The organism is Streptomyces sp. NPDC006743 (genome assembly GCF_040703815.1).
Lineage (GTDB): Bacteria > Actinomycetota > Actinomycetes > Streptomycetales > Streptomycetaceae > Streptomyces.
Map to the genome: position 1 here is coordinate 1 of NZ_JBEYJA010000064.1, position 12,146 is coordinate 12,146.

Here is a 12,146-nt window from a genome sequence, read left to right on the forward strand (position 1 = left end):
ACCGCGGCCAACTCCCCACCCATCACACCCCGTCAACGACACACCCGATCAAACGGACACGCCACCGGCGAGTGAACCTGACCAAGCACTACTAGCCACGCGCGCGGGACACGTGGACGGACGGATGACACGAAACCCGGCCGGGCGGGTACGTAGCATCGCATGACACCCGAGCACCCCGTACCCGTCGTGCCCACGGCCACCTACCGGCTTCAGCTGCAGCCCGCCTTCCCGTTCACGGCCGCCGCGGCGGCCGTGCCGTACCTGGCGTCGCTCGGCGTCTCGCACCTGCACCTGTCCCCCGTCCTGGAGGCCGTGCCGGGTTCGCCGCACGGCTACGACGTCGTGGACCACACGCGCGTGCGCGGCGAACTCGGCGGCGAGGAGGGCCTGCGCGCGCTGTCGCGCACCGCGCGGGAGCACGGCCTCGGTCTGATCGTGGACATCGTGCCCAACCACATGGCGATGGTCCCGCGGCACAATCCCGCCCTGTGGGAGGTGCTGCGCGAGGGGCCGGCGTCCCCGTACGCGCGCTGGTTCGACATCGACTGGGAGGCACAGGGCGGCAAGGTGCTGCTGCCGGTGCTCGGCGGTCCGCTCGGCGAGGAGACCGGGCACCTGAAGGCGGACGGCGACGTCCTGCGCTACCACGACCACGCCTTCCCACTGCGCGCGGGCACCGAGGGACTGCCGCTGCCCGAGCTGCTGGACGCGCAGTGGTACCGCCCGGTGTGGTGGCGGCTGGCGCGCACGGAACTGAACTACCGGCGCTTCTTCAGCATCTCCCAGCTGATCGGGCTGCGCGTGGAGGACCCGGAGGTGTTCGCGGCCACCCACGCCAAGATCCTCCAGCTGCTCGGCGAGGGCGTGATCGACGGATTGCGGATCGACCACCCCGACGGCCTCGCCGACCCCGACGACTACCTCCGACGGCTGCACGAGGCGAGTGGCGGGTGCTGGACGGTCGTGGAGAAGATCCTCTCCGACGGCGAATCCCTGCCCTCGTCCTGGCCGGTGGCCGGCACCACCGGCTACGACGCGCTGCGGCACGTCGACGGCCTGTTCGTCGACCCGTCCGGTGCGGGCGAACTGCTGGAGCACTACCGGCGCTTCGCCGCCCCGCAGACCGACCGCGGCGGCGACTGGGCGGCCACGGTGCGGCGGGCCGCCTACAAGGTGATCACGCACGAGCTGGCCGCCGAGACCGAGCGGCTGACCCGGGTGGCGGACCGGGCGTGCTCGTCCGCGCCGGATCCGGCGCTGCGCGACCGCGCGCCCTGGGCGCTGCGCACCGCGCTCCAGGAGCTGCTGGTCCGCCTGGAGGTGTACCGGCCCTACTCCTCCGTGGACGCCGCCTCGGTGCTCACCGAGGAGGCCGCGGGGGCCGCCCGGCGCGCCTTCACCGTGCCCGAGGAGGGCGGGGCCGTGGACGTCGTACGGGATCTGGTGCTCGGGCGGGCAGGTGCGGGACCGCAGGCGGTGGAGCTGCGGACCCGGTTCGCGCAGGCCGCCTCCGCGCTGCGCGCCAAGTCCGTGGAGGACACGGCCTACTACCGGTACGTGCCGCTGCTGTCGGCCAACGAGGTCGGCGGCGATCCAGGCCGTCCGGCCGTGTCGCCGCGGGACTTCCACGCGTACTGCGCGCGCGTGCAGCGCGACTGGCCCGTCACCGGGACGGTGGTCTCCACGCACGACACCAAGCGCAGCGCGGACGTGCGGGCGGCGCTGGCCGTGCTGACCGAGTGCCCAGGACGGTGGGCGGAGCTGCTGGCCGGGCCGCTCGGTGACGGGGAGGGCGCGCCCGACGCGCAACTGGCGTGGGCGGCCTGGCAGACGGTGTTCGGCCTCGGCGAGGCGGACGCCGAGCGGGTGGGGCCGGCGCTGCTGAAGCACGTGCGCGAGGCAGGCCTGTACACGAGCTGGACGGAGCGGGAGGCGCCGTACGAGGAGGCGGTGGAGCGGTTCGTGGCCGAGGGGCCGTGCGGGCCGTCCGGCGCGCGGGTGGCGGCCTTCCGCGCCGCGCTGGAGCCGCACGTGCGGGCGAACGTGCTGGGCACCGCCCTGGTGCACCTGACGATGCCGGGCGTGCCCGACCTCTACCAGGGCACCGAGGCCGAGTACCGGGCCCTGGTGGACCCGGACAACCGGCGGCCCGTGGAGCTGCCGCCCCCGGACGCCGGCGCCAAGGGCGCGGTGACGGCGGCGGCGCTGCGGTTGCGCGCGCGCCGCCCGGACGTCTTCGGCGCCGCCGCGACGTACACCCCGCTGCGGGCCGAGGGCGCGGCGGCGGACCACTGCACGGCGTTCGCGCGCTCGGGTGAGGTCGTCACGGCCGTGACCCGGCTGTCCCTGCGGCTGGCCGAGGCCGGCGGCTGGCGCGGCACCCGGCTGCCCCTGCCGCCGGGGCGCTGGACGGACCTCCTCGCCCCGGGACGGCACTTCGAGGGCCACGCGCGCGCGGAAGACTTGTTCGCGGCCCTGCCGGTGGCCCTGCTGGAACGGACCGGCGGGCCCGGCGGGCAGGACTGAGCACCGACCCGCCCGGGCGCGCGGGGCGGCCGGGGGTGAGCGGCCACTTGACAGCCGTCACCGGCCGTGGGGTACTGCGGATGCGAAGCCGGGCGGGCCAGTACGGGGGTGAGTCCATGCCGGAGCCGCGCTATCCCAGTGTTCCCGAACTCGTGGCCTCGGCCCGGTCGCTTGCCGCGCGCCGGCCGGGCCTGTGCACCCTGGACCAGGTCGGCGTCTCCCGCGCGGGCAGACCGCTGCACCTGCTGTCCGTCGGCCGCGCCCGGCGGGCCGTCCTGGTGGTCGCGGGCGCCCACGCCAACGAGCCCACGGGCGGTCCCACCCTCCTCGCGCTGGCCCACCGGGTGCTGACCGAGCGGGAGTTGCGTGCCGGGACCTCCTGGCACTTCCTGCTCTGCGCGGACCCGGACGGGGCGAGCCTGCACGTGACGCCGGCCCCGCGCAGCCTGCTCGACTACCACCACGGCTTCTTCCGCCCGGCCGGGGCGGAGCAGCCGGAGTGGTCGCCGTCCGTGCTGCCGCCCGACCGGCTGCCGCCCGAGACCCGTGCGCTGACCGGTGTCATCGACGCGCTGCGGCCCTACCTCCAGGTGACCCTGCACGGCACCGAGCTGGGCGGCAGCTGGGTGCAGCTCACCCGTGACGTCCCAGGGCTGGCGGAACCTTTCGCCAAGTCGGCGGCGGAGTTGCACATCCCGGTGGAGACGGGCGCCTGCGACGCGGCCGGCTGGCCCGTCTCCGGGCCCGGCGTACGGGTGATGCCGGCGCCCGCATCGGCGCCGGCGTACCCGAGCCTGCCCGACGACGCGCGGCTGAGCACGTGGTACCACGCCCACCGCCACGGCGGCCTGACGGCGGTCGTGGAGGTCCCGATGTGGGCGAGCGACCTGGTCGACGACCCGGCCCCGCACCCGGCCCCGCAGGCGGCGATACGGCGGCTGGCGGCCCGGCTGCTGCGGGACGCCCGGGAGGTGGAGCTGGTGCTCGCCGACGCGCTGCCCCGGCTGCGGGGCGCCGACGGGCCGCTGCTGCGCGCGGCGCGGTGGGGGCTGGGCCTGGTGCCGGGGCTCGCGGCGGACTGGGTGCACACCCCGCCCGCCGACACGACGATGGCCTACGTCGGCAGCGTCGACGCGTTCGGCCGCCGGCTGCCGCTGCGGGCCGCCGCGATGCTGCTGCGGGTGCTGCGCGAGGCCGACGACCGGGCCGCGCCCGGCCTCGAACGGCTCGTCGCCACCTGGAGCACGGCCTTCGCGGACCGCTTCCGGGCCCGCTGGGTGCCGCTGGAGCACCAGGTCGAGCACCAGTCCCGCACGGTGGTGGAGGCGGCCCGCCACGCCCGGGACGTGGGCGCGTGAGGGCGGGGACGCGGACAGGTGCCCGCGCCCCCGCCGGCGCGGGTCCTCACCCGTCGAGCGTGAACACGTTCCCGGTCCGCGCGTTCATCTCGCAGGCGTTGGCGAAGGTCTCCGTGTAGTCGACCGCGCGTCCCTGCCACTCGCCGCGCGCCTGGACGGTCACGGGGGCGTAGATCATCGAGCAGAAGACGTCCTTGCGGGGGATGCCGCGGATGTCGCCGCGCGCCGACCGCAGCTCGGCGCAGGCCTGGGCGGCGTGGGAGTGCCCGTGGGGCGGGTCGCACAGCAGCAAGGTGCCTCGGGTGTCACCGCCCGAACGGGTGTCGCCATGGGTGACGGTGACGTAGAGCCAGTCGCCGCGGTCCGCCTGCCGCGGGGTGGTCCGGGCCGCCTGGGCCGGGACCGCGGCCGCGAGGAGGAGGGCCGCGGTGACCGGCAGACCGCGGCGCAGCCACCGGGTCGCCGTCTTGGTGATGGAGTGGGTCATGGCCGGTGTATCGGCACGCCGCCGCCCGGGCCGCAGTCCCGCTCACCCGAACGGGAGCACCGCCTCGCCTCCCGCTGCCCCGTCCGGGGGCGGTCCTGGCCGCTCAGTCCACCGAGAGCCGGTACGTCACCTGCCCGAAGCCCACCTGGTCGCCCTCGCGGACGACGGCCGCGCCGGTCACCCGCCGGCCGTTGACGGTGGTGCCGTTGGTCGAGCCGAGGTCGCGCAGGATCCACAGACCGCCCTGGTGGCGCAGTTCGGCGTGGAGCCGCGAGACGGTCTCGTGGTTCAGTCTCAGGCCGCTCGCCGGGTCGCGGCCTATGCGCAGCGGATGGCCGCCGGCCGGGTGCGGCAGCAGCAGCTTGGGCAGCCGCTCGGCCTGCCAGGCCCTGCGCAGCCGTACGGTGAAGCCGGAGACGGCTCCGACGGTGCCGAACACCAGGCGGGAGAGCCTGCCCTCGGTGGACAGGTCCGAGGTCAGCACGGCGAGTTCGTCGGGGCGACGGGCGGCGAGCGCGAGTTCCATGCGCCGCACGAACGTGTCGTGCGACAGCCGGCCCGCCGCGACGCCGTCGCGCAGCACCTTCAGTGCCCTGTCGCGCTCCGCGTCGGACAACCGCGCGGGGTACGGATGGATCTCGAAGGACGACGTCACGTTCGTGATTGTCGGCCAACGGCCGCGGGGTGTCCAGAAAACTCGAGGAGGGTCACGCGGCGCGCCGACCTGACGACACCTCGCGCGAATGGGTGGATTCAAAAGCGCATCGATCTCCTTTGGAGGACGATGGAGGACTCCGTCACGGTGAACAGACGAAGGGGAACCGTCCGTGCAGTTCGAGGTGTGGGCACCGCAGGCCGGCCGTGTGACGCTCCAGTGCGACGACGCCACGCGCGCGCTGGAGCGCGATCCTGAGCGGCCGGGATGGTGGAGCGGGCAGGCCGCCGCGCGGGACGGCTCGCGCTACGGCTTCGCCCTGGACGACGGCCCCGTGCTGCCCGATCCGCGGTCGCGGCGGCAGCCCGACGGCCCGGACGGGCTGAGCGCCGTGGTCGACCACGGGCGCCACGCCTGGCGCACCCCCGACTGGCCGGGGCACCCGCTGCCCGGCGCGGTCCTCTACGAGCTGCACGTGGGCACGTACACGCGCGAGGGCACGTTCGACGCGGCGGCGGCACGCCTGGAGCACCTGGCCGAACTCGGTGTCACGCACGTGGAGCTGATGCCGGTGTGCCCGTTCCCCGGCCGGCACGGCTGGGGCTACGACGGGGTGTCGCTGTGGGCGGTGCACGAGCCCTACGGCGGACCGGAGGGGCTGAAGCACTTCGTCGACCGGGCGCACGAGCTGGGCCTGGGCGTGGTCCTGGACGTGGTGCACAACCACCTGGGCCCCTCGGGGAACTACCTTCCGCGTTTCGGCCCCTACTTCACGGACACCCACCACACCCCGTGGGGCTCCGCCGTCAACCTGGACGCGCCCGGCTCCGACGAGGTGCGGGACTTCCTGGTCGGCAGCGCGCTCGCCTGGCTGCGCGACTACCGGCTCGACGGGCTGCGCCTGGACGCGGTGCACGCGCTGGTGGACACCCGAGCGCGCCACTTCCTGGAGGAGCTGTCCACGGCCGTGGACGCGCTCGCGGCGGACCTCGGCCGCCCGCTGTTCCTGATCGCGGAGTCGGACCTGAACGACCCGCGCCTGATCACCCCGCGCGCGGAGCACGGCCTCGGGCTGCACGCCCAGTGGAGCGACGACTTCCACCACGCCCTGCACACGGCCGTGACGGGCGAGTCCCAGGGCTACTACGCCGACTTCGCGCGGGCCCCGCTCGCCGCGGTCGCCAAGACGCTCACCGGCGGCTACTTCCACGACGGCACGTACTCCAGCTTCCGGGGCCGCCACCACGGCCGCCCCCTGGACCGCACCCGCGTGGCCGGCCACCGGCTGCTCGGCTACGGCCAGACCCACGACCAGGTCGGCAACCGGGCCCAGGGCGACCGGCTGTCCGGCCTGCTGGCCAACGCGCCGGGGCTGCTGGCGTGCGCGGCCACGCTGACGCTGACCGCGCCGTTCACGCCGATGCTCTTCATGGGTGAGGAGTGGGCGGCGGCCACCCCGTGGCAGTTCTTCACCGACCACACCGACCCGGACCTGGCCGAGGCCGTGCGCCGGGGCAGGCGGCGGGAGTTCGCGGCGCACGGGTGGGCGGAGGAGGACGTGCCCGATCCGCAGGACGAGGCGACCCGGGACCGCTCCTGCCTGGACTGGTCCGAGCCGGAACGCGAGCCGCACGCGCGCGTGCTGGCCTGGTACCGGCGGCTGATCGCGCTCCGGCGCCGGCTGCCGGACCTCACCGACCCCGACCTCGCCGCGACCCGGGTCGCCTACGACGAGGAGGTACGCTGGCTGGCCTTCCGGCGCGGGGACGTGCGGGTGGCCGTCAACCTCGGCACCGGTGCGGCGGCGATCCCGCTGGGCACCCGGCCGGCCCGGGTGCTCGCCGCCTGGGAGCCGGTCGAGGCACCCGACGAGGACGGTCTGCTGCGCCTGCCGGGCCGGTCGTGCGTGGTGCTGGCGCAGAGCTGAGCCCGCACCGCCCCCGCCCCGCCGCTGGGCCGCCGCGGTCACCGTCCTCACCACAGTGCGGCGTCCCGCCGGCGCCGCATCCATCAGGGTGCGGGGCTCCCGCCGTCGCCGCACTCATCAGAGTGCGGGGCAGGATGCGGGGCTCCCGCCGTCGCAGGCCTCGTCAGCGTGCGGTGTCCCCGGCGTCCCCTCCCCCGTCCGTGCCCGTGTCCCTGTCCGTGTCCTCGCGGAATTCCGTGACCCGCTCCAGGAGGATCGCCTCCCAGGCGTGCCGCAACTGGACCCTCAGCAGCGGCAGCGGACTGTCGTCGCGGCCCTCCAGGCGCGCGGCGAGGCGGATCACGGTGTCGCAGCGGGCCAGCCACAGGCCGCGCAGGCAGGGCCGGGCGCCGTACCCGGCGAGGGTGGCGGCGCGCACGGCGGCGGGTGACCCGACGGCGAGGGCGAGGCCCGCGATGTCCTCGGCGGGGTCGCCGACGGCCGCGTCGGTCCAGCCCAGCACGCCGCGGACCCGGCCGTCGGCGGCGACCACCAGGTGCTCGGCCGACAGGCCGCGGTGGACGAGGACCGCCGTGCCCGGCTGGGCGGCCAGCTGGGCCGCGGCGGGCGGGGCGAGCTGGTGCATCCGGGCGGGCTCGAACTCGTCGGCCTTCCCTAGGAGTTCCGCGGCGTGCACGGCCATCCGGCGCAGCGCCTCCAGGGAGCGGGGCGCGGGGCGCGGCACGCCGAGCGTCTCGGCCTGCCGGACGGGCACCGCGCGCAGCCCGGTGAGCAGCCCGGCCAGGTCGTCCTCGCCGACGGCGGAGACCTCGTGCTCGCCGGCCGTGCCGCCGGGGATCCTGGTGTCCAGGGTGTACGCCAGTCCGGGCGCCCAGTCGCCGTGCGCCACGCTCGCGGGGACGGCCACCGGCAGGTGCGGGCGGGCCAGGTCGCGCAGGCGCAGTTCGCGGCGCCGGCGCGCGGAGGCGGCGCGGTCGGGGGCCAGGCGCAGCACGTGGCGGGCGCCGACCCACCAGGTGGTGTGCGCGCCGCCCTCGGCGACGGGCCGGACGTCGGGTCCGCCGGTGCCGCCGCCCCCGCGCTGCGGGCCGTCGGGGAGCAGGGTGCGGACCAGCCGGCGGACCGTGTCCGCGGTGGGTGTGGGTGCCTGGGTCATCGTCGCGCCGTGTCGTTCGGGTCGGGGGCGGGAGCTGCCGGCGGGTCAGTCCACCATGACCATCTCCCGGGTGGTGTCGTTGAGGCGGCGGCCCCCGTCCTCGGTGACCGTCACGATGTCCTCGATCCGCACCCCGAAGCGGCCGGGCAGGTAGATGCCGGGTTCCACGGAGAAGCACATGCCGGGCACGAGGGGCTGCTCCTCCCCTTCGATCATGTACGGCGGCTCGTGCGTGGTGACGCCGATGCCGTGGCCGGTGCGGTGGATGAAGTACTCGCCGTACCCGGCGTCCGCGACCACCGCGCGGGCGGCCCGGTCGACGTCCTGGCAGGCGGCGCCCGGCCGCACGGCGCGGAAGCCCGCCTCCTGTGCCTCGCGGACGACGTCGTGCACCCGGCGTTCCTCGTCCGTGGGTTCGCCGACGTGGACGGTGCGGGTGGTGTCGGAGCCGTAGCCGTCCTTGAGGCCGCCGAAGTCGAGGACGACCATGTCGCCGCGCTCGATGACCCGGTCGCCCATCTCGTGGTGCGGGTTGGCGCCGTTGGGGCCGGAACCGACGATGGTGAAGTCCACCTGGGAGTGGCCGAAGCGCCGCAGCAGGGCGGCGAGGTCGGCGCCGACCTCGAACTCGCGGCGCCCGGCGAAGCGGACCGTGCGGATCTCCTCGAAGGCCTGGTCGGCGGCGGCCGCGGCGGCGGCCAGGAGTTCGAGCTCGGCGGCGTCCTTGACGGCCCGGAGCATCGGCAGGGCCTCGGTGAGGGAGGCGTAGGAGGTGCCGGGCAGGGTCCGCTGGAGGGCCAGCAGGTGCATGGCCCACGCGTTGTCGCTGATGCCGAAGCGGCCGCGGCCGTCGAGGAGGGCGGCGGTGACGGCGTAGGGGTCCTTGCCGTCGGTCCAGTCGCGCAGGGTCATCGCGGGCGCGCCGGTGGCCCGGGCGGCGTCCGGGGCCTCCAGGGTCGGGACGACGAGGACGGGGTCCTGCCCGGGGACCAGGACCAGCAGGGTGAGCCGTTCGGTGTCGGCGGGCGGCGCGTAGCCGGTGAGCCACACGAGGTCGGGGCCGGGGGCCACGAGGAGCCCGGCGAGCCCGGCGTCGGCCGCCGCCCGTGCGGCGCGTGCCATCCGGGCCCGGTAGTCGTCGGCGGTGAAGGGCGCGGGCGCGGTGCCGGTCATCCGGTCCTCCGTGTGCGGCTGGGGGGCGGTGAGGGACGAGCAGTGACCACGGGCAGCATCCTGCACGCGCGCTAGGGGCCGCGCGAGCCGGTCGGCGGGCCCGACGGGTCACGCCCCCCATCCTCGCCGGTGGGACGGCACGAGGGCCACCGCTTTGCCGGATCAATGTTAACGGTCACTGCTTGCCCAACCATTAGTCCTCGTGGTGGGATCGCCTCACTGCCATGAGCCGGGGGACCGGGCGACAGGAGGGGGACGCCGTGCTCGTCATCGCGCACATCAGCGATCTGCATCTGGACGGCACCGCGCGGGCGACGGAACGCGCGGCGCGGGTGCGTGACACGCTCTGGGAGCTGCCCGGCCGGGTGGACGCGCTGCTGGTGACCGGCGACATCGCCGACCACGGAGCGGAGGCCGAGTACGAGGAGGCAGCGGCGCTGCTGGGCCTGGCCGGCGGTGCCGCGCCGTTCCCGGTGCTCACCTGCCCCGGCAACCACGACGACCGCGCCGCCTACCGCAAGGCCCTGCTGGGCCGGGCGGCGGCCGGCGGACCGGTCAACTCCGTGCACGTCCTCGACGGCGCGGCCGTGCTGATGTGCGACTCCAGCATCCCGGGCAGCGACGAGGGCGCCCTCGACGAGGAGACGTACGGCTGGATCGAGGAGACGCTCGACGGCCTCGTCGACGGCGTACCGGCGCTGCTGGCCCTCCACCATCCGCCGGTCGCCCTGCACCACCCCCTGCCCGACCGTTACCGGCTGCGCGAGCCGCACCGGCTGGCCGACCTGCTGCGGCGGCGGCCCGCGATCGCCGGATTGATCACCGGGCACGCCCACACGGCCGCCGCCACGACGTTCGCCGGGCGGCCGCTCGTCGTGGGCCCCGGGGTCACCTGGACACTTCGGCTGCCCTGGGAGGGCGAGGGCGCGGCGGACCGGGACGCTCCGCCCGGGCTCGCCTACCACGTCCTGGACGACGAAGGGGGCCTGACGAGCCACTTCCGGGTCGCCGCCTGATCCGTGACCCGGTCCGGGGCGTCAGGTGGTCCCTGGCTCGGCGGGTGGCGTCGGGCGTGATCCGTGACGTCAGGTGAGGACGCCCGGCGTGACGTGGAGCTGCTGGTAACCGCCGCCGGGGTGCCGCACGGTCAGGACCACCCGGTGGCCCGGGCCGGTCCCGGCCACCGCGCGCGCGAGGTCAGCCGCCGAGTCGATCCGCGTCCTGTCGAACACGAGCAGGACGTCCCCGCGGACCAGCCCGGCCGAGTACGCGGGCCCCGGCACGTGCACGCCGACGACCCGGGCTCCGGGCCCGTCGTCGTCCACCGCCTCCAGCCCGAGGGCCGGGCCCACCGGGGCGGGCGCGGGACTCGCGGCCGGTGCCCGGCCCCCCGGCCCGGACACCGCCGGCGGCGCCTGCCCCGCCGCGACCGCCGCCCCCGCCAGACGCTGCGCCTCGGCCAGCCTGCTCATGCCGATGACCGTGGCGCCCACCGCGCCCAGGCCGACGCCGGCCAGCAGCAGGACCAGGCCCGCGACCAGGCCGCACACCGCCGCGGTGAACCGGCGGCCCCGCCGGTTCACGGGCTGCGGGCGGGCGCGCTCACGCGCGGCACCCGCACCGGGCTCGCCGGGCATCGGCTTGGGTCGCAACGCAGTCTGTTCCATCGTTCTCCTCCGGCCTCCTTCGGCCTCCGGCTGGTGCCTACCCGGCGCCCGGACCCCTCACGAGCCACGAACGAGTGAGACTGAAGGCGACCGGAGGCAAAGCGGCGGGACCGAGCGGCCGTCGACGGCAAGCGCCTCTGCCGGTAATGGCTGTTGGCGGGGGCGGCTGAGGTCAGGGGCGGCCGCACGCGGCGAGGACCGTTGTCGGGGGCGGCTGTTACGTTCGGCGGCATGAGCGACCACCTCCTGCGGAAGCTGCGGAGCAGCCCGCGCCTGGCCGAACTGGCGGCCTTCCCCTTCGAGTTCGACCTGGGGAGCGCCGGCCACGTCGAGCCGGTCCGGCTCGCCTCCGGCGGCCCCCTGGAGCCGATCGCGGGCGACGCGTCGGGCGGCACGTACTTCGTGTGCGGCGACGGCTCCGTGCTCTACGCCGACTCCGAGGGCTCGGCCGGGATCATCGGCTCCGACGTGGACACGACGCTCGAGATGCTCATCGGTCTGCCCGGGTGGCAGGACTGCCTGGACCTGTCACCGGCCGACGGCGCCGAGGAGATCCTCGCCGTGGTCGCCGGGTCCGAGGCGGAGATACGCGAGGACTACGGCATCGACGAGGAGCGGGCCGAACTGCGTGCCGCCCTCGGCCTGCCCGAGCGCTCGCCCGTGGAACTCGTCGCGCTGCTGCACGCGGCGCTGCTGCACACCGAGCCCGGCTTCCTGCTGCTCAACGCCGAGGAAGGATGTGCCTACGGCCTGCTGGACTCCCACCCCCGGCCGACACTGCGCGAGACGGTGCTCGCCCACGCCCCGGACGTGCTCCCCCGCCCCGCGACCGGCCCCGACGGGCCGCGCGGCCCCGGCGAACCGCTGCTCACCTGGGCCGGGCGGGCCCTGGACCTGGGCCTGACGGAGCACGCGCGGGCGGCCCTGATCCGCGGGCTCGACGAGATCGTCATGAACCAGAGCATGCTGCGCCGGCCCGACGCCCCGCGGGAGCTGGACATCTCGCCCCTGCTCCGGTTCGCCGAGGCCTTCGAACGCATCGGTGACCGGGCGCAGGCACAGCGCGCCCGGCACCTGCACGCGGCGCTAGCCCGAACCGGGGCCGACCGCCGCACCCCCACCGCCTCCCCCTCCAGCACGGAGACGGGCACCGGCACCGGCACCGGCACCGGGCGGAGCTGAACCCGAGCCCTT

At 75.8% G+C, this 12,146-nt stretch carries 10 protein-coding genes; 5 read left to right on the forward strand and 5 right to left on the reverse strand.

From position 1 onward, the window contains the following. The first annotated feature begins 162 nt into the window (after positions 1 to 162). Both treY and ABZ719_RS33010 read left to right on the forward strand, forming a co-directional pair. Complete coding sequence (gene treY / locus ABZ719_RS33005; RefSeq protein WP_366728843.1) at positions 163 to 2,529, forward strand: malto-oligosyltrehalose synthase; 2,367 nt, start codon at positions 163 to 165, stop codon at positions 2,527 to 2,529. A 116-nt stretch (positions 2,530 to 2,645) separates the two neighbouring features. After that, entirely contained in the window at positions 2,646 to 3,887 is a 1,242-nt protein-coding gene (locus ABZ719_RS33010) for a M14 family zinc carboxypeptidase (protein ID WP_366728844.1), read from the forward strand. A gap of 46 nt (positions 3,888 to 3,933) precedes the next feature. On the opposite strand, the gene ABZ719_RS33015 is transcribed toward ABZ719_RS33010, so the two are convergent. Then, positions 3,934 to 4,374 carry an SSI family serine proteinase inhibitor gene (locus ABZ719_RS33015; protein WP_366728845.1) on the reverse strand — a complete coding sequence of 147 codons (441 nt, stop codon included), beginning with the start codon at positions 4,372 to 4,374 and terminating at the stop codon, positions 3,934 to 3,936. Positions 4,375 to 4,477: 103 nt separating this feature from the next. After that, on the reverse strand, positions 4,478 to 5,029 hold the full coding sequence (locus ABZ719_RS33020) for a DUF1707 and FHA domain-containing protein (RefSeq protein ID WP_366728846.1): 552 nt from the start codon (positions 5,027 to 5,029) through the stop codon (positions 4,478 to 4,480). A 172-nt stretch (positions 5,030 to 5,201) separates the two neighbouring features. Here ABZ719_RS33020 and treZ point away from each other — a divergent pair, with 172 nt between their 5' ends. Continuing rightward, the gene (gene treZ / locus ABZ719_RS33025; RefSeq protein WP_366728847.1) at positions 5,202 to 6,956 is read left to right on the forward strand and encodes a malto-oligosyltrehalose trehalohydrolase; all 1,755 of its coding nucleotides are present in this window, start codon (positions 5,202 to 5,204) and stop codon (positions 6,954 to 6,956) included. Between the two features lie 163 nt (positions 6,957 to 7,119). Here treZ and ABZ719_RS33030 read toward each other — a convergent pair whose 3' ends face one another. Together ABZ719_RS33030 and ABZ719_RS33035 are read right to left on the reverse strand one after the other, a co-directional pair. Then, positions 7,120 to 8,112 (reverse strand): aminoglycoside phosphotransferase family protein, encoded by a 993-nt coding sequence (locus tag ABZ719_RS33030; RefSeq protein WP_366728848.1) that lies wholly within the window; start codon positions 8,110 to 8,112, stop codon positions 7,120 to 7,122. Between the two features lie 45 nt (positions 8,113 to 8,157). Then, entirely contained in the window at positions 8,158 to 9,285 is a 1,128-nt protein-coding gene (locus tag ABZ719_RS33035; protein WP_366728849.1) for an aminopeptidase P family protein, read from the reverse strand. Positions 9,286 to 9,545: 260 nt separating this feature from the next. Here ABZ719_RS33035 and ABZ719_RS33040 point away from each other — a divergent pair, with 260 nt between their 5' ends. After that, positions 9,546 to 10,301, forward strand: coding sequence for a metallophosphoesterase (locus tag ABZ719_RS33040; protein WP_366728870.1), 756 nt, complete (start codon positions 9,546 to 9,548; stop codon positions 10,299 to 10,301). A 69-nt stretch (positions 10,302 to 10,370) separates the two neighbouring features. On the opposite strand, the gene ABZ719_RS33045 is transcribed toward ABZ719_RS33040, so the two are convergent. Next, entirely contained in the window at positions 10,371 to 10,952 is a 582-nt protein-coding gene (locus ABZ719_RS33045) for a PDZ domain-containing protein (RefSeq protein WP_366728850.1), read from the reverse strand. 231 nt (positions 10,953 to 11,183) lie between these two features. On the opposite strand from ABZ719_RS33045, the gene ABZ719_RS33050 reads away from it, so the two are divergent. Further along, entirely contained in the window at positions 11,184 to 12,134 is a 951-nt protein-coding gene (locus tag ABZ719_RS33050) for a hypothetical protein (RefSeq protein ID WP_366728851.1), read from the forward strand. Positions 12,135 to 12,146: the final 12 nt, after the last annotated feature.